The 24,400-nt window shown below is 54.9% G+C and carries 12 protein-coding genes and 2 riboswitches; of the genes, 7 read left to right on the top strand and 5 right to left on the bottom strand.

What is annotated here, in order from left to right; all coding sequences use genetic code 11:
* Positions 1 to 28: 28 nt before the first annotated feature.
* A complete protein-coding gene (gene bhcB, locus V6N04_RS12745) occupies positions 29 to 976 on the bottom strand; it encodes a beta-hydroxyaspartate dehydratase BhcB (protein WP_371170561.1) in 948 nt (315 codons plus the stop codon).
* On the bottom strand, positions 976 to 2,229 hold the full coding sequence (locus V6N04_RS12740; protein WP_371170559.1) for a D-amino acid dehydrogenase: 1,254 nt from the start codon (positions 2,227 to 2,229) through the stop codon (positions 976 to 978). Before V6N04_RS12740 ends, bhcB begins: the two co-directional genes overlap by 1 nt.
* 31 nt (positions 2,230 to 2,260) lie before the next feature.
* Positions 2,261 to 2,363, bottom strand: a riboswitch (glycine riboswitch).
* Positions 2,364 to 2,449: riboswitch (glycine riboswitch) on the bottom strand. It lies immediately after the preceding riboswitch.
* A 297-nt stretch (positions 2,450 to 2,746) separates the two neighbouring features.
* Here V6N04_RS12740 and V6N04_RS12735 point away from each other — a divergent pair.
* Positions 2,747 to 3,292, top strand: coding sequence for a DUF6151 family protein (locus V6N04_RS12735; protein WP_371170558.1), 546 nt, complete (start codon positions 2,747 to 2,749; stop codon positions 3,290 to 3,292).
* Between the two features lie 278 nt (positions 3,293 to 3,570).
* Here V6N04_RS12735 and V6N04_RS12730 read toward each other — a convergent pair whose 3' ends face one another.
* Complete coding sequence (locus tag V6N04_RS12730; protein ID WP_371170557.1) at positions 3,571 to 4,617, bottom strand: alcohol dehydrogenase family protein; 1,047 nt, start codon at positions 4,615 to 4,617, stop codon at positions 3,571 to 3,573.
* A gap of 74 nt (positions 4,618 to 4,691) precedes the next feature.
* Here V6N04_RS12730 and V6N04_RS12725 point away from each other — a divergent pair, with 74 nt between their 5' ends.
* Positions 4,692 to 5,207, top strand: coding sequence for a TetR/AcrR family transcriptional regulator (locus V6N04_RS12725; protein ID WP_371170556.1), 516 nt, complete (start codon positions 4,692 to 4,694; stop codon positions 5,205 to 5,207).
* A gap of 349 nt (positions 5,208 to 5,556) precedes the next feature.
* On the opposite strand, the gene V6N04_RS12720 is transcribed toward V6N04_RS12725, so the two are convergent.
* Positions 5,557 to 6,216 (bottom strand): 4'-phosphopantetheinyl transferase family protein, encoded by a 660-nt coding sequence (locus V6N04_RS12720; protein ID WP_371170554.1) that lies wholly within the window; start codon positions 6,214 to 6,216, stop codon positions 5,557 to 5,559.
* A gap of 9 nt (positions 6,217 to 6,225) precedes the next feature.
* Positions 6,226 to 16,569, bottom strand: a complete 10,344-nt coding sequence (locus V6N04_RS12715; protein ID WP_371170553.1) for an amino acid adenylation domain-containing protein — start codon at positions 16,567 to 16,569, stop codon at positions 6,226 to 6,228.
* A 253-nt stretch (positions 16,570 to 16,822) separates the two neighbouring features.
* Here V6N04_RS12715 and V6N04_RS12710 point away from each other — a divergent pair, with 253 nt between their 5' ends.
* The 5 genes from V6N04_RS12710 (at position 16,823) to xrtD (ending at position 24,377) form a co-directional block, all read left to right on the top strand.
* Positions 16,823 to 17,422: a hypothetical protein gene (locus V6N04_RS12710; RefSeq protein ID WP_371170552.1), complete on the top strand. Its 600-nt coding sequence runs from the start codon at positions 16,823 to 16,825 to the stop codon at positions 17,420 to 17,422.
* A 131-nt stretch (positions 17,423 to 17,553) separates the two neighbouring features.
* Positions 17,554 to 19,104, top strand: a complete 1,551-nt coding sequence (locus tag V6N04_RS12705; protein ID WP_371170551.1) for a hypothetical protein — start codon at positions 17,554 to 17,556, stop codon at positions 19,102 to 19,104.
* A gap of 216 nt (positions 19,105 to 19,320) precedes the next feature.
* Entirely contained in the window at positions 19,321 to 19,890 is a 570-nt protein-coding gene (locus tag V6N04_RS12700) for a VPLPA-CTERM sorting domain-containing protein (protein ID WP_371170550.1), read from the top strand.
* A 214-nt stretch (positions 19,891 to 20,104) separates the two neighbouring features.
* Positions 20,105 to 22,552 carry a tetratricopeptide repeat protein gene (locus tag V6N04_RS12695; protein ID WP_371170549.1) on the top strand — a complete coding sequence of 816 codons (2,448 nt, stop codon included), beginning with the start codon at positions 20,105 to 20,107 and terminating at the stop codon, positions 22,550 to 22,552.
* 223 nt (positions 22,553 to 22,775) lie between these two features.
* Positions 22,776 to 24,377, top strand: a complete 1,602-nt coding sequence (xrtD, locus tag V6N04_RS12690; protein ID WP_371170548.1) for a VPLPA-CTERM-specific exosortase XrtD — start codon at positions 22,776 to 22,778, stop codon at positions 24,375 to 24,377.
* Positions 24,378 to 24,400: the final 23 nt, after the last annotated feature.

The following is a 24,400-nucleotide window of genomic DNA, read 5'->3' as shown; positions in this document are numbered from 1 at the left end:
TCTCCGTTTATGATTTAATTTGTTGGGGTCAAAGCCAGGGCAGTTTGTCTAGATCGACGTTACCGCCGGTCAGGATGATGCCGACGCGTTTGCCAGCGAAGCGGTCCTTATTCTTTAGGATGGAAGCAAACGGCACCGCACTTGAAGGCTCCATCACCACGCGCAGGTGCTTCCAGATAAGCTTCATCGCATCGATAATCTCTTGCTCTGAAACAGTCAGAATATCGGTGACGTGGTTTGATACGAAATGCCAGGTTAGGTCTTTAAGCGGAACCAACAGCCCGTCGGCAATTGTCTTGGGGGCATCATCGGCAATGATGTAACCAGCTTTGAAGCTTCGATAGGCATCATCGGCTTGCTCGGGTTCTGCCGCAATAATCTGCGTTTCGGGCGCCAGGGTCGATAGCGTTAGGCAGGTGCCCGAGATCATGCCGCCACCCCCAATCGGTGCCACAACAATATCAAGGTCGCCCGCCTGCTCAACCAGCTCCTTTGCACATGTCCCTTGTCCAGCAATTACACGCGGGTCGTTATAAGGGTGAACAAAGTCACCTCCCGTTTTTGCCTGGACCTTGGCAAAGGTTTCTTCCCGCGACGTAGTCGAGGGCTCACATTCCGTGACCAAACCGCCATAGCGACGAACCGTGTCTTTTTTGGCCTGCGGTGCCGTGTGAGGCATAACCACATTACATGGAATTCCGCGCAGCATGGCGGCATAAGATAAACACGACGCGTGATTGCCCGAAGAATGGGTCGCTACGCCTTTCTCTGCCTGCGCATCTGTTAGCCCGAACACTGCATTGCAGGCTCCGCGCACCTTGAACGCGCCGGGCTCTTGAAAGTTCTCACATTTGAAGAACAGATCAGCGCCGGATAGCTCATTCAGGTAATTTGATCTTCGGATTGGCGTTCTACGAATATGAGGCTGAATGCGCTCGTGCGCCTGCAACATGTCTTGATAGCTTGGAATGTTCATTATGCTGCCCCTTCAGTGATTACCAATTCTGATACGATGTCCGAAGTCGCCCCCGACAAGGTCCAGCCCAAATGCCCATGCCCGGTGTTATAGAAAACGCCCGGTCGGTTCCCTTTGCCCACTCGGGGCAGCATGTTTGGCATCATTGGACGCAAGCCTGCCCACGACACAAAGCTCTCTGTGCTCATGTCCGGGAAATGTCGGTGACACCATTTCAACATAGGGTCGATGCGCTTCCAGACGATGTCTTTGCTGTAACCATTGAACTCTGCTGTCCCGGCAACCCGGAAGCGGCGCTTGCCAAGGCGGCTGGTAACAAGCTTGGCATTGTCATCCAGCAGACTGGTCATCGGGGCTGCCGCTTGATTAGCCTCGTCTTCAAGATTCACGGTTATAGAGTAGCCTTTGACCGGATACACATTCAGTCGATCCCCCAACATGGCTGCAAACTTGCGAGAATGCACACCAGCGCAAACAACAACTTGGTCAAATACCTCTTTGTGCTGACCAGGAGAGGAACTGACGTTCTTGTCATCGATCCGACTAAATAATTCAATTTTTCCATGGTCACTGCGCAGCTTTTCCACAACAGTCGACAGGCGCATGTCCACCCCGCGCTTTATGCAAGCAGTTGCAAGGGCGCTGGTAAATTTATGAATGTCGCCGGTGAAATCACTTTCCGTAAAGAACCCTCCATAGACGTCGCCTTTGAGGGTGGGTTCGATCTTGCTGATCTCTTCTACTGTTACAGGGCGGCGTTCCAGACCTCCCTTCTTCAAAAGCGCAGTAACTTTTTCCGCAACTTCGAACTGCTTTTTTGTCTCGTAGAAATGCAGGATACCGGTTTCTTCATGATCAAAATCGATACTCTCCGCCCCCGCCATCTCCAATAGCTGCTTTCGTGCATCTATCGCCCACTTCACGGTCTGAAGAGTGTTGGCTTCGTAGTTCGGGATGGCACCGACGAATTCCGCCAGCCAAGAATATTTGTGCCACGACGGCTTGGGGTTCATCAGTAGGGGCGCGCCAGATGAAAACATCCACTGAACGCCCTTAATCATGGTTGGGATACTGTTCCAGACTTCCGCATTGGACGCCGATAATTGCCCACCATTAGCATAACTGGTTTCCATAGCCGGATAAGGGTTCGCCTCGAAAACAGTAACATCCGCGCCCTTTCGGGCAAGCTGATAGGCGGTCGTGATACCGGTGATACCGGCCCCGATGACGGCGACTTTGGCGTTGTCTTTCATGGCACCTCTCCTCGCGTTAGCCGCGAATATAAGTGCCCCCTCTGTCATTGGCCTGAGAGTTTCACACGACTTCAGAATGAAGCAGTGCTTACACCTTGGGCGGAGGTCCAATGACCTCACTTTCCAGAGTTCTAGTTTCTTGCGCGGTCCTGAAGCCTGAGAGTTTCCGGGGCGGTTGCTCCTTCGGCGCTACAGAATGCAGCTCTCCCGCGAATCCCTTATAGGAAACTTTTCCCGGATTGTAAACACGTTTCTATTGATTTCTATGTCACCCTAAGCATCCCGAGAAAGTGTAATGTGTAGACATTGTGGATCGAACGCGCGAGGACTGCCTACAGTCGAACGATGAGCCGTGCCCCAACTTGCAGCATTGGCATTGCGGCCATTCGTGCATGACACCTTTTTTTGTTAGCTTCAGCGTCGGGATGCCGGCAGACCCATGCCGCATCGTCGAAAGCCGGACCAATAGGCAGAAATCCCCTTCCTTCTGACCGCCCCGGCTGTCATCCTCTCACGCATGAGTACCACCACATGGACATGCAAATGCGGCCAAGTCGCGCTCACTGTTGCGCCCGAAGGCGGCACCCGCGTCGTTTGCTATTGCGATAGCTGCCGCGGCTTCGCCACGCGTCTTGGCGCCAGAGATATCCTTGATGAATGCGGCGGCTGTGATCTTTATCAGGTCGCGCCAGAGGCCGCGCAGTTCGCGAAAGGTGCGGATAAGGTCGTGTGGACGAAGATGACAGACAAAGGACCAGCTCGATGGTTCACGACATGCTGTCACACTCCGCTCGCGAACACGTTGCCGACACGCGCCATTCCGTTTCTGACGCTCCAGACTGCATACCTTTCCAAGCAAGATACGTTGCCACCGATTGAGATACGCGTGTTCCGGAAATTCGCCAAGGGCTGCGTACCAGATACAAAATATGGACAGGGCCGCCTCTTAAGGAAATTTGCCGTGCGCTCCCTCAGGTCACGGCTGTCCGGTGGCTGGCGACGAAACCCGCTTTTCGATGATGTCGGTAAGCCGATCGCCACGCATGTTTCGCTGCCGGATTGATTGCTTATGCCTATCGTCGAGGTGCCGGCATATCGGTCAACTAGAACTACCTGGTTCAGTTGCATTCCATTGTCGTTATTTTCTGTCCCCCATCATCTGCTATCAACGCTGATGATACGTCGTACTTCGGCCCATTCCGGTCACTGACCTCAGGCGTGACGATACGGCACAGCTTCACCAGAGCGGTCATTCGTCGCCAGCGCAGCATTTCAGCTTTTTAGGCCCGATGTGCGGGACAAAGCAGCAATTGATCATTGCCAACTGAATGTCTGCTTCTTTCAGTCCACCTCCAGAACGATTTTACCGGTGTAACCCTTGTCACCGAAGGCCATTTGCGCAGCGGTTATGTCCCTCAGCGCGAAGACCTCCGCGACCAGTGGTTTGATTTCGGATCGTTCGATGTGCCCTATGAGGTTGCCAAAAACCTCTGGCTCCAAAACTGTACAGCCAAATAGGCTGAGGTCTTTGAGGTAGAGTGTACGAACATCCAATTCGACCATAGGACCACCTATCGCTCCGGCCACGGTATAGCGGCCACCAGGACGCAGAACATCCAGCAGCGACGACCAACTGGACCCTGCCACCAAATCCACCACAACGTCGATGTTACCTACTCCTAATTCGGTGACCAGATCGGCGTCACGAGGCAATGTCCGTTCCGCACCAAGATCGATCAAAGTGTCCATCTTGGCGGGGCTGGTGATTGCAATCACCTTTGCTCCACGTGCACGAGCCAATTGCACTGTGGCCGAACCTACCCCGCCTGATGCACCAGTTACCAAAACAGTCTCGCCTTCCCGAAGGTTGGCGCGGGTAAGCATGTTTTCTGCGGTGGAGTAGGAACAGGGGAACGAAGCCAGTTCAATATCGGTAAGATCGCTTTTGATCGCATGAGCATGGCGGGTGTCGACCCGTGCATATTGGGCAAACCCCCCATCACATTCCGATCCGAAGTACCAAGGCGGGGTTAGCTCGACACCATCAGCAACGCGAAGGCAAGGTTCGATCAGAACCCTCTCGCCGACACGACTTTCAGCGACTCCAGACCCAACGGCTACAATCACGCCACACACATCCGCACCTTGAATGCGTGGAAACTCCAAAGGCTTGCCAGACCAAGTAGCATCCGCATCCTCGGCATCGCCCTTAGAATACCAGGCGGTACGAGTATTGATGTCGGTGTTGTTCACCCCTGCGGCACCCACGCGGACAATCACATCGTTTGCGCCCGGGTTTGGGACTGGTAGGTCATTGCGCCATTCGAGCATTTCAGGGCCACCATGGCCGATCAAAACAGCGCCACACATCAAGTTGGGAAGGGCCATGATGGTCTCCAGTAGAACGTTTCCTCTACTTGCGTGAGTAGAGGGACTACTCTACTTCGTCAAGCATGAACGAAATGACGAACAAGATCGCAAGCGGATTGGAACGTGCTTTTGCTGCGCAGGGGTTCGCCGAACCCAGCGTCGAAGACTTGCGCGACGCCGCGGGTGTCAGTTTACGCACCCTGTACAAATATGCCCCGTCTCGTGACGCTATGATTCGATTGGCGCTAGAACATCGGCATCAACGGTATCTGATCCATGTATTTGGCGACCCCGCCGGATCATCGCTGCAGAGCATGAGCATGACCCTCGACCGCGTAGCGGACTGGATGCGGATAGAGGCAAGCCACGGTTGCTTGTTCCACGCAGCGGTTGCCTCAGCCCCAAATGACCCGCACCTTCGCATGTTGTTGGAACAGCACAAGGCGGAGGTTTCACAGATGACGGTTGCAATGGCAGGAACCGATGTGAGCACCAGCGATTTGATGGTAATTATTGAGGGATTGACCCAATCTTGGCCATTATCCAAGGAAGCAGCATTAACCAGCGCAAAGCGACTTGCACACTTGGCTGAGGCCGTACATGTATAACGCTAAGGCATTTCCAAAGTAACCATTCAAACCACCCGCAGCATCGAACACTTTGGGCTCTTTGCAGCCATTCTCTGCACATTAAACGAACGGCTGGTTCTCGCCAGATAGGTTGAGAACTGGCGAGTTTACGAGTCTCGGTAACTCGAAGGCTTAGGTGGCTGGTTTCATTGCATTTACAGTCTCATCAATTAGGAGCTCCAACAGGGATGGCGAACGCAATCGCTGTACTACGTATCAGGCTGCTTGCCCAAAGCGTCGTATTATTTCCTCCGGCCTTGCCAGGTATTTTCGTGGCCGGCTGTTTATGCGAATGGAGTGATTACCGGTAAATCACCCGACCATTTCATCAATTACAAGTATAGCAGACACAACACCTGGCTCTTACGTCCGAAAGAGGGATATAGGCGAGCTGTGCGCCAAGTAACTGAGGAGTGTCATAACCGGTCGGCCTGCCATCGGTCAGTTGAAGTGAGATCGAGGTCGGCGATAATGACATCCCTTCCCCAGTTAGCTTCATTCTGGCTTCTTTTGCGGTCCAGAAATCAAAAAACCTCTCGCACCGCTTGTTGGGTAGAAGATCCTGCAAAACATTTTGTTCGCGTGGTGTCATGCAGACCTTGGCAACGTCGCTGACGGCAACAGATCGATCGATACGTTCGACATCGATGCCAACCGGCCCCGATGACGAGACAGCTATTACAGCAGTGTCCTGACTGTGCGAGAGATTGAATTCGACCCCCGATGAAACAAGCTCAGGTTTGCCAAGCGGACCATAGGTAAATGACAGTTGTGCGGCCCCATGCCCAGTTTCGATCGCCAAACTGTTTCGTAAAAAAGCGCGCGCGCGGATGAAGTGCTCCCGATCCCGGTCAAAGCGAAAACGATTTGCGCGGGCGATCTCGTCGGACGACAACACCTGCTCCGCCTCAATCAACCTAATCTGTCGATCATCACCAATATGGCATTCCAGCACTTTTATGGAAGGGGGCAGAAAGGGTTGCAACATACTGGTCCCCTACCCCTTGTCTGTTCCACCCAGCCTGATCTCTTCTTCCATCATCGCCGCAAGATCACGCGCCGCCTCGCCTTTCAGGATATCTAGGTGATTGGCTGAATGGGTCGCCAATCGCAGATTGCCATTAACGAGGCGAGACCATCCGAAACCTGGATCCGTCTCGCGAGCGACTGTTGCGGCAAACCCATCAGCCTCGGTGATCACAAGCCACGTATCTCCGTCATAGGGGCTAGGATCATACTTCGCGCTCGCCTCAACCCAGCGCTGGCTTAGAACCTCAAGCCGAAAGGCGTCAGGGTTGAACCGGTTAAACACGCGGACGACTTTATCCGACATCAACTTGCTGCGCACACGCGCGATCAGGCGTGTCGCAAATCCGCTGGCGCCCTGCGTACGCAACAGTTCTTGCTCCATCTTGAACCGTTTTTTGAACGGGATACTCAAATCGACATGGAAGCCAGGTGCTTCGACATCAATGACCCCAAGAAAACCGACTTCATCACCCATAGCCTTTAGTTGTCTGGCAATCTCGAACGCAGCAAAGCCGCCACCCGAGTACCCCGCTAACAAGTAAGGTCCGTCTGGTTGATGCCGTTTGATATTGTTGATGTGGTCTGCCGCCATCTCTTCAATTGTGGGGTGCATATTGTGACCCATGACACCCCGAGTTTGAAGACCGATCAGCGGACGTATCTCGCCGACGATCTGGCCCAGCTCGAACAGGTTGTTCACATTACCGCCAACACCGCCCGCGATAAAGATAGGGCGGCGGCCATCACCCGGACCAGCGTGAATAACGGCCGTTGTGTCCCAAGGCTCGCTCTCGAACTCTCCGGTTTTGAGGACTGGCGCGTCCTCGGCTGCCACCTGCGAGGCCAGCTTGCGTATGGTCGGATAGGCCAACAACGTCGCGATGGGCAAATCAACGCCAAATTCCCGTTTGACGCGGGCGAACAATTTCACCGCCATCAACGAATGACCGCCAAGTGCAAAATAGTCGTCATCGATGCCAATGTCGTCCAATCCCAACAGACCGGTCCAGATTTTATGCAGCTTCTTCTCTTCATCTGTCTGAGGTGTCGCGTCTTGCGGTCGATCGACAGGTGCCGACTGTGTGGTCATTTGTGCCAGTACCGTTCTGTCCGTCTTGCCGTTGGGGTTCAGCGGCATCGCATCCAGAACTTGGACCCGAGCAGGCACCATATAGTCCGGCAAGTGCTCGGCCAATGCGCCTCGCAACGCCGGACCATCCAATGCGGCGGCACCCACAGCGGTCACGAATGCCATAAGTTGTGTGTCACCACCGGCATCCTCGAAGGTGGTTGCGACTGCCTCTGAAACACCCTGAAGCGATGCCAAGGCGACTTCTACTTCGCCCAACTCGACACGCGATCCCCGGATTTTCACCTGGTGGTCTGACCGGCCATGATACATCAACCGCCCATCAGGCAAGCTGCTGACCAGATCACCTGTGGCGAAATAAAGTGCGGCGGGATCATCCATAAACGGGTCATTTACGAACCGTTCCGCAGTCAGGTCGGGGCGGTGCAAATAGCCTTTGGCCAAGACATCGCCGCCGACATAAAGTTCTCCGACCGTACCATTGGGAACAGGGTGTCCCGCACCGTCCAACACATAAAGCCGCGCATTATCGATCGGCGACCCGATTGGGATCTCGTCTGTGTCGGGATCGTGGACGATTTCGCAAGTCACATCAGCTGCAACCTCTGACGAGCCATAGAGATTCACCAACGTCACTTTAGGTGCGATCTCTTGAATCCGGCGTGCCAGCGAGGCCGGCAACCGTTCACCGGAACAAAATAGCAAACGCAGCGATGGCAGTGTCTGTTGCAGGTTGCTCTGCGTCTCTGCCAGAGCTTTCAGCAATGAAGGCACCACCAGCAGGCGCGTCACTTTGTGTTCGGCCAACATACCCAGAAACGCTGTCGGGTCACGTACAGTGTCAGGCGAGATAATCACCTGTGGAACGCCCGCGAGCAGTGGCCCAAAAATCTCCCAAACGCTATCAACAAAGGAAATCGCCGTCTTCTGGCTCATCATTTCCCCGGGTTGAAAGGGGAAGGTGTTCCACATCCAAACAAAGCGGTTCACGCTGGCACGATGGGTTCCCATCACCCCCTTAGGGTTGCCCGTAGACCCCGACGTGTAGCAAACATATGCCGTGGAAAGCGGATCAATATCGACATTGGGCAGCTGACCATCCTGGGATGTCGCCAGATCATCCAGTAAGAACGTACGGGGAAGCTCCAGCGCGCTTGCCAGATCAGCGTTGGTTATCACCCGGATTGCCTGAGAATCCTCTGCAATATACTGAATACGCGCTTTTGGGTTGGACGGATCTAGTGGCAGGTATGCCGCCCCCAACCGCATCACAGCCAGCATGGCGGCCACCATGTCGATGGAACGCTCAAGACAAACACCAACGACATCACCAATGGCCACACCTTCACCCGAAAGAGCGATCGCGATATGTGCAGCTCGATCTGCGAGCTCTTGGTAACTGCAAGACACCCCGCTCTCGATCAGAGCCGTTGCATCTGGGGTCGCCTCCACCTGTTGATCAAAAATGCGGGAAAGATTTGTACTCTTCGGATAATCGGTAACGTTACCCCGCCATTGGGTAAGCAACATCAATTGTGCTCCTTCATCAATCAGAGGCAAATCTCTGACCGCAGTCGCTGGCCCCTCTGCCAAAGCCTGCAAAAACTCACTAAATTGGGCGTTGTGCCTTTCAATTGTTTCGACGTTAAACAAATCAGTATTGTACGTCCATTCTGCAGTGATCGATCGGCGGTTATCCGTTAAATTCAGAAAGATTTCAAAGTTTTCGAAGATACGTGGGTTCGAAATGAACTCGATCTTTGCATCCCCAAATTGCATGTCTGACAAGTCAATCCCGTTATCAATGTTGAATATGACGGGGGTTAACGGGACACGGCTTGAATCTTGCTGAAGCTTTAACTCTCGCACCAAGGCACCAAACCCAAAATGCTGGTGATCACTGGCATCCAAAAGTGACCTCTGCGTCTCCTTCAACACATCGGCAAACGGGGCCGCAGGGTCCACCTTGGTGTGTACAGGCATCAGGTTGACACAATGCCCCACCACGCTGTTCATTCCCCGCGAAGCTTGCCCAGAAGATGGGACTGCGACTGTAATATTCGAACTGCCACTGATCCGCGCCAGATAAGCCTTGAAAGCAGCCAACAAGAGGTTCACGAGCGTGGAGCCCTGCCCGGCAGCGGTCTTGCGCAGCAAGGCGACAAGGTCTTCGCCTATCTCTGCGTCAAACCGATCTGCCGTCACACTACGCACCGCAGATCGGGGACGATCTGTTGGAATGTCCAACACTGGCGCAGTCGATGGATCAAGATAGTCTGAAAACTCCTCAAGGAAATGATCGCGATCCTTGTTCGCATCCTCGGAATGCGACCATTCGACCTCTAACCGGGCATAGTCGATGATGCTGTCCGGTGCAGGCAGGCTGGAGGTATGCCCATCGACCAACGCCGTATAAATTTCCCCAATGTCGCGCACGATCACATCAATGGACCAGCCGTCACAAACGATGTGGTGTGCCGTGATCACGAGATGATGTTCGGTATCACCTAGTTTGACCAAGGCCGCCCGGATCAAAGGTCCATTTCTCAGGTCGAAGTGAGTGGCCACATGTTCCCGCAAAAGGGCGTTGAGCGCGTCGGTCCTTTCGGCGGAACCTAAGTTTGACAGATCGACCTGTTCAACCGTCGCATCACTTTCGGGCGCGATCCACATCTCGGTCCCATCATCCGAGAATGTCGACCGCAACGCGTCATGCCGTGCAAAGGCCTGCTTGGTTGCGGCGATCAGTTTCGCGGCGCCCACCGTGCCATCAAGCTTCAGCGTAACGCTTTCATTATATGCCGGAGATACGTCCGGGTTCATCACCACAGCGCCCCAGATTTCACGTTGGGCATCTGTCGTCGGCACGCAAAGCGGTTCAAGCGGCTTTGCCATATCAGCTGCGATCTTCTCTGCCCCATCAGACAAGCTGAGCCTTGGGGGAACGTGGGACAAGTTTGGACCGGTATAGTCCGATGCCCCCTGCCCCGACAGCATCCCTGACGCCCGCATCTCAAGTGCGGAATCCTTGAACGCCTCTACCACATAGTCGATGTCTTCATCATCATGGGCAGCGGTCATGTATGATGGGAAGCCTTCCAACAAGAACACACCGCGATCACGCATATGTGCACCCAGCAAAGCGCCAAATTTCTGATCCTCGCCAATGCGCAGATACATGAGCGACCCGCAATTCGGCATTCGGAACGGCATGTCATTGTCGACAAACCAGCGATCAATGCTACCTGCCAATCGATCGCCTTTGGCATTCACTGTTTTCCAGAAAAAATCAGGCTGTGATTTGAAGAACAGGAGCATCTCGCGCAATGACGCCATCGCAAGCGGGTGACGTACGAACGTACCGGCAAAGAAGGTCACAGGCGCTTCGGGGAAGCTGTCATCCCCATATTGCCACTGGCCGCCGTCAAACGTGTCCATGTAACGCGCTTTACCCGACACAACACCAACCGGCATGCCGCCTCCGACGACTTTGCCGTAGGTCACAAGATCAGCATCAACGCCATAGTAAGCCTGCGCGCCGCGTGGTCCAAACCGGAAGCCGGTAACCACCTCGTCAAAGATAAACAACGATCCGGCCCGCTCCGTCACCTTACGAACTTCGCGGATGAAATCGGCGGGGCGGAATTCGGGACGACGACTTTGCACCGGTTCGACGATTACGGCCGCTAAGCTGTCGGCATTCTTGCGAATGTAATCGAGCGCTTGGGGCGTACCGTATGGCAGTACAATCACGTTCTTCACAGCGTCGCGCGGAATACCCGGTGCCAAGGGCAGCGTCCTTGGCCCGTCTTTCCCCTCAACGGCCCGCACCAGCACTTCGTCGAAGTTGCCGTGATAGTCGCGCGCGAACATAACAATCCGGTCGCGATTGGTCACGGTGCGCGCCAAGCGCATGGCGGCATAAACGGCCTCGGACCCCGTACAGACGAAGCTTGCCCGCTCGTTACCAGTCACCTCGCAGAAAAGCTGTGCGGCCTCCATCGCAACAAGACTTTGCGGTCCAACTTCAAAGCCGTCATCGAGTTGCGAGTGCAGCGCCTCGACCACTTTGTCGGGCGAATGACCAAGGAAACCGGGGCCAAATCCGTTCAGGATGTCGATATATTCGTTGCCATCCACATCCAACAGCCGCGAGCCTTTGGATTTTACCGTAACAATTTGATATACAATCTCTTTCCACAGCCGATTGAAGCCCGACGCGGTGCGTGGATCGGCATGTGTCATGCGATGCTCAGCGGTCAGCGCCTTGGACTTCGCGGTCTTGGCCGTAAATCGTTCAACGAGAGCGTCAATGTGCGCACGTTGCTCCGGTGCTAACTCGTCGGCCTCGCGTTCGATCTTTGTGATCGGCGCTGAAGACGGCGAGGCATCCGCCGTGTCTGTTTCGATCTTTGTTAGCTCAGCAGGGGCGGCTTTCTCACCCGGAGCAGACCCGGGCAAACGTCCATTGGCTTCAATATGATCGGCAAGGGCGTCGATATTCGGGAACCCGTCAATTAGCTGGCGCAGGGCCACATCGACGCCAAACTGTTCGCTAAGCTCTCTTGTCGCTTGGGTCAGAAGAAGACTGTCAAAACCAAGCTCAAGGAAGGTGGCTTCGCCATCGATCTCATCCGGTTCCAGACCCGAAAGCTCTGACAACATATCGCGCAATGCTTCACCGGCGGTCAGTTGAGGAGCCGCCTCATCCGGCTCACCGCTCGTGACTGCGTCGTTGCTGGCGTCCAGCGCGACATACTCCGCCGTGACATCAACCGGTTCGACCCAAAACCGTTTGCGTTGGAAGGGATAGGTCGGCAAGCCGGGCAGGCGTGACGCCGCAGGTCGGCCGTTATCAATCCGCGTCCAATCAACCGGATAGCCATTCGCCCACAGCTCGCCAAAGGCCGAGAACAAGCTTTCATGCGAATTGCCGTTTTCCGCCTGCGCGGCTGGCAGAGAAGCAATCGCCGGCTGGGCTTTTTTCCGATCCGGGTTTTGCCCAGATAGGGTGGCCATTGTGCGTCCCGGTCCAGCCTCTAAGAAGATATGTTGGTTTTCGGCCCAAAGCAGTTGAATGGCATCGTAGAACCGAACCGGGCGGCGCATGTGCATGGCCCAGTAGTCGGGGTCCGTCGCCTCATCATCGGTCATCCAATCGCCGGTGACAGTTGATAAGATCGGAATGCGTGGCGCGCTCAGGTTCAAACCGGCAACGGCCTTGCGGAAAGGCTCCACTGCGGGGTCCATCATCTGTGAATGGAAAGCATGACTTGTGTGCAGGCGCGAGGCGACGATCTCGTCTTTCTCAAGCCGTTTCAAGAGCTTATCGGCGGCATCTTCCGGCCCGGCCACAACACAAGATTTCGCACCGTTCACCGCGGCCAGATCGATACCGTCGCCCAGATACGGCGTAACCTCCTCCTCGCTCGCGCGGACAGAGATCATGACGCCCTGCGGCAAGTCGGCCATCAACCGACCCCGAAGCGCGATCAGCTTCAATGCATCCGGCAACTCGATCACACCAGCGATTGTCGCGGCCGCAAATTCACCGATGGAATGCCCAACCATCACGTCAGGCGTGATGCCCCAATGGCGCCATTGCTGCGCCAATGCATACCCGATTGAGAAGATGGCAGGCTGTGCAAGTGCAGTGTTCTTTAACTGCTCGGTCGCTTGGTCATGTTGGTCTTCCGGGGCGTGGATCACGTCCAGAAGGTTCAGGCCAAGCTCGTCTTCCAGAATTGTGGTGCAAAGGCCAAGCGCCTCGCGGAAAACAGGCTCATTGGCATAAAGGTCGCGCGCCATGCCAGCATGCTGCGCCCCCTGCCCCGGAAACAGGAACGCAAGTGCGTCGCGTTGGCCCGCAGCCGTTCCCTTGCCAGTGAAACCCTTCGCAGCAGATGGCAGATCGGTAACCGACCGCCCAAGCAACACCGCGCGTTGTCCAAACCCCTGCCGTCCGTCGCGCAGGGTTGCCGTAATGCGATCTACTTCGGCGTCATTATTTTCGGTCGCCCACTCTCCCAGATTAGAAACCGCAGCCTTCAGCGCATCGGGCGAAGAGGCGGAAATTGGGAACAAGCGCGGGCTGTTATCTTCGATAGGTTTGGCGGGTACATCGACCTTGGGCGCTTCCTCCAAAACCATATGGATATTCGTGCCGCCCACGCCAAAGGCTGAGATACCTGCAAGGCGCGGTTCGCCGCCTGACTGCCAATCAATTTTCTTGGCCACCGGAAAGAAGGCGGAGCTGTCGAAATCAATGCGCGGATTGGGCTTTTTGTAGTGCAGGAGCGGCGGAATAACCTCGTTCTTCAAGCTCAACGCTGTTTTGATCAGACCGGTCACGCCGGCAGCAATATCCAGATGGCCCAGATTGGTTTTCACACTGCCAAGGGCGCAGAACCCTTTTTCATCTGTGGCCGACGAAAACGCCGTTTGCAGCGCCGTGAACTCTATCGGATCACCCAAAGGTGTCGCCGTCCCGTGCGCTTCGATATACCCGATCGACCGTGCGTCGACCCCCGCCGCCTGATGGGCAGCGCGGATCACGTCGGTCTGGGCTTTGATCGACGGCGCGGCATAGCCCGCCTTGTCATGCCCATCATTGTTGATCGCATAGCCTTTGATCACAGCAAGGATGTCGTCGCCGTCGGCAATCGCATCATCCAACCGGCGCAGAACCACCAGCCCTGCCCCGTCACCAAACACCGTGCCCGTCGCGTCCGCATCAAATGTGCGGCAATGACCGTCTGCAGACGCCATGCCATCAGGCAGATACATGTAAGGCCGCTTGTTCGGGAAGGTGACCGAAACCCCACCTGCAAGTGCCATGTCGGCGTCGCCTCGTTGCAAGGCCTGACATGCCTGCGCCACGGCAACCAGCGATGTCGAGCACGCGCATTGCACCGTAATCGTCGGACCGCGCAGCCCGAGTTTGTACGCAATCCGGGTTGCGATGAAATCCTTGTCGTTGCCAAAGAGCGTCGCAAAATCCTTGACCGGGTAACCCGCAGCCAAGGCGCGAGCAGCTCCCGGAGGCGACAGCAGGTTGTTCAGCAAATACGAGTTCTGACTGGAGCCCGCGAAAACACCGATGCGTCCGTCAAACCGTTCGGGATCGTGACCTGCGTTTTCCAGCGCGGTCTGCGCAACTTCCAGCAAAATACGGTGTTGCGGGTCCAGGCGTTCGGCTTCTTTCGGCGGGATACCGAAATGGCGCGCATCGAACATGTCAGGTTCCTGCATTGCACCACGGGACCTGACATAAGGCGCGTCCGGGTCGTCCTTTGATGGATCGACATCCAGTTCATCCTCCGAGAAGTGCGAGATCATCTCACGTCCCTCTAACAACCCTTGCCACATGGTTTGTGCGTCTTTGGAACCGGGGAACCGACCAGCCAATCCGACAATCGCAATCGGACCGCTATTGGACAGGTCGCGGATTTGAGCTTCTTTCGGCGCGGGTTGTTCGGCAAGTTTGGGGTCAGACAAATGCGCAGCCAGTGTCGCCGCCGTCGAATGCAGAAAGAAATCAGAGATCGGGAAATCCCGGCTCAGCTTATCCTGCAAACGCTCATGCACCCGTGCGATGTGCAGTGAAGATGCGCCAAGGTCGAAGAAATTGGTGTTTAGGTCTACGTCCTCAATCTGAAGAACATCGACCAATGTGCTGACAACAAGCGATTTTACATCACTAGACGTGGCGCTTTTCTTGGCCTTCACAGCTTTGGTCGCCAGCTTGCGCGCCTCTAACGCTTTGCGATCCACCTTGCCGTTGTCGTTGAGCGGCAATTCATCCAATTCAACCAAATGTGCGGGCACAGCGTAGTCAGGCAGAACCGTTTCTAGATGGGCCTGCAAGCCTTTGTCATCAAACCCCTTTTTAGCCACGTAGTAGCCGATCAATGTCTTGTCAGCGCCGTCAGCACCCGGGCGGGCAACGACGGCAGCCTGACGGATGCCAGCAAACTGTTCCAAGGCGGTCTCAATCCCGCCAAGCTCTACGCGGAAGCCCCGGATTTTGACCTGCTTATCAATACGGCCGAGGTAACGAATGACGCCCTTGGCGTCACGCTCAACCAAATCACCTGTCCGATAAAGTCGGATGGAAGCATCCCACGGCGCAGCCACAAACACCTCGTTTGTCAGCACTTCCTGCCCCAGATAGCCGAGCGCCAAGCCTTTTCCAGCCGCGCAAAGTTCGCCTTGCGTGCCATCGTCCACGGGTTGCAAATTCTCGTCCACAACAAAGACATCTGTGCCTTTGATCGGCTTGCCAATGGGCAACGGCTTGCCAGCCTTCGCTTCTTTCTTGGTGATCGGGTGGCAGCACGTGAACGTGGTGTTTTCGGTCGGGCCATATCCGTTGATGATCTTCAGTTTTGGGCAAGCGGCCTGCACCTTGGCGACCTTGTCGGGCGACACAACATCGCCCCCGGTCAGTAGCTGACGCAACGGCTTGAAATCCTCTGGCCGCTCGTCCGCCATGGCGTGAAACAGCCCGGCGGTCAGCCACATGCTGGTAATATTCTGGTCTTGGATGATCTTGCCCAAACCACGCAACGACGTGTCATCACTGTCAGGCAGGACCAACGTCCCACCGTTCAACAGCGCGCCCCAAATCTCAAGCGTGGAGGCATCAAACGCGATCGGAGAGTTCTGCAATATCCGCTCGTCCGGCCCGAGCTTCATGAAGTTCTGTCCGCGCACCAAACGTGTGATCCCGCGATGCGGCACCACCACACCCTTTGGCACGCCCGTGGTGCCAGATGTGTACATGACGTAGGCAATTGCCTCGGGATCGGGTGTAGCTTCAAGCAGTCCACTGGGCACGCCTTTTAGTTCGTCCAGTGAGAAGTCAACTTGCGGAATATCCGCCTGATCCATAGCCGGGATGTGACCTGCAATAGCCACCAATCCACCATCCTTGACGATGGTCCGAATACGCTCATCCGAGTAATACCCCGGCAGCGGGACATATGCCGCGCCCGCCTTCAAAATGGCCAACGTGGCGACAATCGTATCCACAGCTCGCTGGCCAGACATACCAACAAGACTGCCCTCTGCTACTCCGGCGCGGATCAACTTTTGAGCCAACGCATCAGAGCATGCATCAAGGGATTTATAGCTAAGCGAGCTGTTGCCCTGCACTACAGAAATGCAATTAGCGCTTTCTTCGGCCACGGCACGAAAAATGGATACGACAGACTGGGACATCAGAGGTCTTTTGTAATAAAGGTTTTAGAATAAAATCGATAACACGGCACATTTACAGATTGATGATACATATTGCACACGAAATTACACGTGAATATTCCGTTGGGTAAACAATCCTCATGATTGATTGGAACTGTCCGACAAATTGAAACCACGAAAGAACATCCACTATCTATTCGCCTGTTTTCGGGATGAATTTTAAACCCATCGACGCAAAAATCCTCTGCCGACCCTCTATCCAACCGAGACTGACATGAATGTTTTCTGGACCTGCACGACTGAAACCTGGAGCCCCGCCATCGGCGACCCTGACCTGCTTGGATGGGCAACGACATTGTTGTATTTGGCTGCCGCGTTTCTCGCGTTTCGAACTGCGCGCCTGCCAGCTCTTGAGTCCACGCAGCATCGCTTTGTCCGGTATTTCTGGCTGACAACTGCGGTACTTCTTACCGCCCTGGCGGCCAACAAACAGCTTGATTTACAAACATTTATCGTCGCGGCGGGTCGTTGCGTGTCGCAAGTTCAAGGCTGGTATGGGATGCGTCGCGGCGTGCAGATGGCGTTCGCGCTCGGGGTCGCAGGGCTGTTAGGAGCTTGGGCGATATGGATCATGGTCGGCTTGCGGCATTCGTTACTCCGCATGTGGTTGGAGCTTCTGGGCGTCGCGGCTGTGGTTGCGTTCGTGATGCTTCGCGCCCTGCGGTTCTTGCATGTCTACCACACGCATGTGTTTGGCAACAACTCGTGGGCATCGCGGATATTTGAGATAACCGGGCCGATTTTGCTGATAATCGCCGCACTGTTGATGCTTCGGGCGCATGCAAATTCAATGCAATCTGAAGACGAAAGATAGGCGGACGCGAAAAACTGCACCGAATCTGCTAATATCGAGTGCGCCGCAATCCAGAACTGGGGAGTATGGGTCCGATGTGGAGAGGGTTTTACAAACGCCGCGTCCTATCATGGGTCGCATATGTTGTATGTTTGAGTGCGACGCCAATTCTAGCACTGGACGGGCCGCAGCCGGTCAATGTGAACGGAGGCGTCGCCTATGTCGCACCGCAACATCTACCCCCACCCCCACTGACTGAACGCCCAACCGTCAGAATCTCGTTTCCCAGCGGCACGTCCACCCCAGTGCTTGGATCGGTGCCGAACCAACCCGGACACCAGCTATTACGCGAACTGATGGCCCGAGGAGTCGCCTCGGGAAATGTGGGCGATCTTTACGAGAACAGAGACCGGGGACATTCCCCCTTGTCGCTGACCAACCACCCGCAGATGACCGAATTGCTTTATCATCCAGTTCTACGCGACCAAAACATCGACTATGGGCCTGCCTTTGGTCTGCTTTTTGATGCGCCACTGATCGGGAATTCATCCACAGCGATCACCGCCGGCCCCTTTGCTCGGTCCCTGCCCCGCATGGCCCTGACTGGCATGCAGACTGGTGGCGCAACCGCACTGTATCAAAACTATGAAAATGGCCAGATTCACGTCTATCCATCCTACCAAGATCACGAGGCCGGTGGACAGGACATGTTTTCGGCAAACACCCCCTACTACGTCATCGCCGACGGTGCTTCGGGCGCTGATCAACCGCATCTAGAGGCGCTAGCGATGATTCTTGCCGCTTTCCAACCCGACACCAAGGCGCGACTGTTGGAATCCGGCTTGATCGCCCCAACCGTCCAGATGGTTTACCGACGAGGACGTGATCAAGTTTCAGATCACGGGGCTTATTTCACCGGTGTGGCGCACCCAACAGCCTTTCCAGCCAGTGGGATTAACCTGTCTCGGATGGTCGCACTCGCTAATGCGATCAAGCCGACTGAGATCCCGCCAATGGTCCGGTTGTCCGTGTTGAGCGAACCCGACGCTCGCCCCGGGATTGATGTTTTTGGCGAAGGACTAAGCGAGGTATTGTTTGACACGCCATCAGCCATTTCGCGCGTCTGGCGCGCTCCGGATTTCCGCCGCGAGTTCATCCTGTCTGCCGCCGATACTGCTGACCCTAATGGCCGTCCCTTGACGTTCAGGTGGGACCTTTTGCGCGGCAACAGTGATCTTGTAACCATCGAGCCACTTGGCGAAAATGGCACTTCCGCCAAGATTACTATCGGCTGGCAGGACAACTATGTGATCCCGGGTTCAGAAGATGTCTCATCCTCTCGGATCGACGTCGGAGTTTTCGCCAATAACGGCGCGTATGACAGTGCACCTGCGTTCTTCTCTGTGCTGCTACCGCATCACGAAACCAGAATATACGAACTGGACACGGAACACGGCATGCGCATCAGACGTCTTGTGCGAACCGCGCGCGACGGGACCGCCTATGATCCGTTGATATTCCCGCGAACGAACTGGGCGGACGACTATTCGTATGAAGGGGCAGATTTGACCGGATGGGAGCGTCAGTCCGCCATCGGCACCGAGGTGTTTAACGCCCAGGGCGAGGCGCGGGGCAAAAAGCCCAGTTATCCAATCGTTGAAGATGTCGACGGCCTGCCGGCTGTCGCCCAGAAAACCCAATAGGGCAAACCTCATTGTTTCTTTGGGCGAAACAGTGCGGCGTATCGCTCGGAAATAGGCACGGCTAACAGTCTGAAAAGCCATAATGTTGCCCATTTTTGACCCTTTTTGCCCAATTTCGCAGTGACAGAAACCAGAGCGCATGGTAAGTTTTAGATGGTGGTTTATTAAAACGAGTGTTTTTGTTTTACAAAAAGTCATTACGAAGAGGGTAAGAATATGAAGAAACTTCTAGCAACCACAGCTGTTGCAGGCATGATGGCAACCGCTGCCAGTGCCTCAACTGTTGTAGATCTGACGACCGGTGGCGACGTAACATCGCTGGGCACAATGGGGTCATTTTCGACCGTTGGCGCCCAGGGTTCTATCGACCCATGGCGCGCTGGTCGCGGTACCGACTATCTGACACAAACTTCAGGTGGTTTGGGTGTATATGGCCGTGGCGACAGCAGCGCACAGCTTGACGGGTTTGTCGACGAGGCAATCACGTTCACATTCGACTATGCCGTTCGCCTTGTTTCGGTGACATTCTCGTATTTCGGTCGTCGCGATGACGCAGATATTTATGTGAATGGCTCGAAAGTTGCGAACGAAAGCACCAGCAACCCGTATTACTTCGGAAATGTTGTCGCGAGTTCGTTCACCATTGGCGCCGATGGCGGCAATGACCACTTCCGCATCAAGGAATTCAAAGTTGCACCAGTTCCACTGCCTGCAGCTGGCTTCCTCCTGCTGGGTGGTCTTGCTGGTCTGGGTGCTTTGGCGCGCAAACGCAAAAAAGAAGCCTGATCAACATAGGTCACGCGACTTTAGAAAGGGCCGTTCCGCGGCCCTTTTTTATTGTCCTATTTCAGGCAAATACCCGCAGAGTTGTGAATTGAGTTATTGTCACTCATATGCTTGTCTGTGTTTCGCACCAAAAATTGTGTAAACTGATTACTACTAATCTTTTGATCTACCGGCCCGAATGTGGGCCCATCTTATTACGAGCCCTATGATATCCATGACCAATCGCATCCTGACAGGTTTCATTTTCGCATGTACTCTGACCGTTCTTTCGGCGTGCCAGTCTTCAGAAGAACGCGCGGAAGAGCACTACAAAACGGCACTGGAACATATCGAAAACAACGATGTAGCCAGAGCGAAGGTCGAATTTCAGAACGTCTTTAGCCTGAATGGCAAGCACCGCGATGCCCGCGCGACCTACGCTAACATGCAACGCGATGCCGGGGATATTGCAGAAGCCTACAGTCAATACTTGCGCCTTGTGGAACAGTTCCCAGACGATATTGAGGGACGCCGCGCGTTGGCGGAAATGGCCTTGAACAATGGCAATTGGGACGAGGTTCGTCGTCACGGCGAATATTTGGCCAACCTTGCCCCTGACGACCTAACCGCACGGGTGTCGCTTACAGCGCTGGCCTATCGGGATGCCGTCATCGCTGGCGACGAGGCCACCCGGAGGGACTCCAATATCGCCGCGATAGCTTTACTTGAGGAAGACCCCAACCGGATTGGGCTTCGGCGGCTCATGATTGATGACTACATCCGCTTGCAAGACTGGAAGAACGCGCTAAACGCCGTTGATGAGGCTTTGGGACAAAACCCAGAAGCGCTTGATTTGCTGCAAACACGTTTGAGCATCCTTTACCAGACCAATGATCCTGCGTCCGTCGAAGAGCAGCTCAGCCGGATGGTCGTTGCCTTCCCAGATGACAAGCAGATCCTGTCCGCCCTGGTGCAATGGCATATTTCGGGCGGAAACTCCGACGAAGCCGAGGTTTTGCTACGCGAGCGGGTGGATCCAAATGATGAAAGCCCTGAATCGGGTGCCACACTGGTTCGCTTTTTGTCAGAGTTTCGCGGCACCGATGCGGCAAAGGCTGAACTTGATAAGCTTGTTGAAAGTGGGGGCAAGCATCAGTCTCTCTATCGCTCGTTAAGAGCATCGATTAATTTCGATACTGGCCTTCGCACTGAAGCTATTGAGGAAATGCAGGGTATTCTAGCTTCGGCAGAACCCTCCGCTGACACCGACAACGTGAAAGTTGGATTGGCGCGAATGCTAGAGATCACGGGAAATCCCGTCGGTGCGCGCGCCCTGATAGAAGAAGTTTTGGAACGCGACTCGACACATTCTGAGGCTCTGAAAAGACGCGCGGATTGGCTCATTCAGGACGATCAGACAGGCGATGCGATTATAACCCTACGCTCAGCTCTTGCTGATAACCCGAACGACCCCGACATCATGACACTAATGGCGCGCGCGCATGAACGCGATGGTAACAAGGAACTCATGGCCGAAATGTTGGCGCTTGCGGTCGAAAACTCGGGCAATGCACCCGAAGAAAGCCTACGGTACGCGACCTATCTGATCGGCCAAGAGAAATATCGTCCTGCCGAGGACATCCTACTAGCGGCATTGCGTCTTCAACCAGAAAACACGCAGATCCTCGGCAGTTTGGGCGGTCTTTACATCAGTATGGAAGACTGGGGCCGCAGCGAACATGTCGCGCGGACACTTCGAGGATTTGACACCCCACAAGCCCAATCACTTGCCAATGATCTTACAGCCCGACATCTGGCTGCGCAAAACCGTGAAGCTGAGTTGAATGCGTTCCTTGCATCCGTCTCGGCAGGCACAGAGGGTGCGGACAATGCCGATATCGCGATCATCCGACGCTTTCTTGATCAAAACGATCCCGAGGCCGCACTCGCCCATGTCGACGGGCTGTTGCAGGTAACCCCCGATATACCATTGCTGTTGTTTGTCCGGGCCTCGATCCTTGCACAAAACAACCAACCCGCCGAGGCCGAGGCGCTGTTCGAACGCATCCTGACGGACAACGACCAGAGCTTTGAAGCCTGGATCGCGCTCTATCGCCTGCAGCGCGCGCAAGGGGACAAAGAACGAGCCGCGGTCACCTTGCAAAACGCGCGTGCCACATTGCCTGACAATCCTGAACTGAAGTGGATCGAAGCTGGCGAACTGGAGTTTGCCGGAGACATCGATGGCGCAATCACGATTTACGAGGATCTCTACGCGACGGACAGCAACAACCAAATCGTCGCCAATAATCTGGCGAGCCTGCTGGCCGACCACCGCGAGGATACAGCCAGTTTGGAACGCGCCTATAAGGTTGCACGCCGGTTGCGAGGATCGGAATTTGCCCCGTTCCAAGACACGTATGGATGGATCGCATTTCGCCTGCAAAACTACGACGAGGCGGTTTCTCATTTAGAACCCGCCGCCGCCGAGATGACAAGCAACGCGACGGTACAGTTCCATCTTGCAATGGCCTATGCGGCGTTGAACCGAAAAGAGGACGCTCTGGCGCAGTTTGAAAAGACCAAAGCAATGTTGGACCCCGACAACCCACCAGCATTTGTCGCAACGATGGATGCAGAGATAGCACGGCTGACAGCGCCGCCAACCGAGGATGGAAATTAATCAGCCACAACGCGCATCAATCTCAGGTGCGCAGGCAAATCGTTTCGGATAGGTGAACATCACCGTCACAATCAGGTGAGAAAGCCACATTTCTTGTCTGTTTTGCTAAATTTCTATGGGCCAGGCCCAAAAAATGCCCGATAAATAGTACGATATTTTGCAAACCAGTTTGACCAGTCAACTGACCACGATTTTTGTTTTGATTTCCAAAGGGACAGGATCCATGTCCGTCACCAGTGACAAACCACAAGATGCCACGCGCTTACTGCCCGATTTCAACATCGCTGGCATTTTCTGGTTTACACTCCTTATCGTCGCCTCGCTGCCAATCTTTTGGATTGGTTTTGTGTCCCTTGGCGCCGCTTGGTCCACGCCAGAGTACAGCCATGGACCGCTAATCCCGATCATCTCGCTATACCTGTTCCTGCGCGAGCTCCGAAACAACCCTCCGCCCAATCCAACAGTCCACGACCGGTGGCCCGGTGTCCTCGTCGTTGTGTTTTCCCTGCTGGTCGCAATACTGGGCAACCTGACGCGCATTCCAGACGTCGTGACCTATGCGATGATTATCTGGCTTGCAGGGGTAACACTGGTGGTTTTCGGCTGGAAGCGCGGCAAGAAGCACCAACTGCCGGTGTTTCACCTTGTCTTCATGCTGCCTTTGCCACAGTTCCTCTATTGGAAACTGACCATCCTGTTGCAATATTTGTCTTCCGCGCTTGGCGTCTGGTTTGTCAGCATGGCTGGTGTTTCGGTCTTTTTGGAAGGCAACATCATCGATCTTGGCGTCTATAAGCTTCAGGTCGCTGAGGCCTGCTCTGGCCTGCGTTATCTGTTCCCGATACTCAGTTTTTCATACCTTTTTGCAATCCTATATCGCGGACCAATCTGGCACAAAATCGTACTTCTGGTTTCAGCCGCGCCACTGACCGTATTTATGAATTCGGTCAGAATCGGGGTCATTGGTATTCTGGTCGACAGCCACGGCATCGAACAGGCCGAGGGATTTTTGCACTTCTTCGAAGGGTGGGTCATCTTCGTGATCTGCATCCTGATCCTGTTCATCATGGCAATCTTGCTTCAACGCCTTACCCCCAACCCAAAACCGCTCAGCGAAGCGATCGATCTGGATACTCACGGGTTTGGTCCAATCGCCGGGCGGATCGTTGGCATCCACCCATCCGCCGCCATGGCAACTGCCGCAGTGCTAACACTCGCCGTATCAGTGGGCTGGTCAACATTGCAGGACGGCGAAACCGTCAAGGTCGACCGCGAGCCCTTCACACTCTTTCCCAGACAGGTCGAGGGGTGGTCCGGCACAAGCTCTCGTCTGGACCCCGAAATCGAGCAGGTTCTGGGAGCGACCGACTATCTGAACACGACCTATTCCGCACCCGGCTCGCCCGACTACATCAATATGTTTGTGGCATTCTACGACAAGCAAACCGAAGGCAGCGGCATTCATTCGCCCGAAGTCTGCCTGCCCGTTGGCGGGTGGGAAGTCTTCAGCCTTTCACCGACCGAAATCAATACCAACGTCCCAGCCTACGGAGACTTCTTTGTCAACCGTTCTGTCATCCAAAAGGGGCTAAGTAAGCAGCTGGTCTATTACTGGTTCGAGCAACGTGGGAAGCGGGAAACCAATGACTTCAAAGCCAAGATTGGCGTCGTGGTCGACAGCTTGACGATGGGCCGGACGGACGGCGCGCTGGTGCGCTATGTTACCCCTATCCGTCCTGACGAAACCGAAGCCGACGCTGACGCTCGGCTGATCAACTTCATGAACCAAAGCCTGCCCCGCCTACCACGGTTTGTCCCATTATAAGACAAGCCACGAGACACCTGATA

The organism is Aliiroseovarius conchicola (genome assembly GCF_041403445.1).
GTDB lineage: Bacteria > Pseudomonadota > Alphaproteobacteria > Rhodobacterales > Rhodobacteraceae > Aliiroseovarius > Aliiroseovarius conchicola.
Note: the sequence above shows the minus strand (reverse complement) of the source record. Positions and strands in the feature narration are given on the sequence as shown.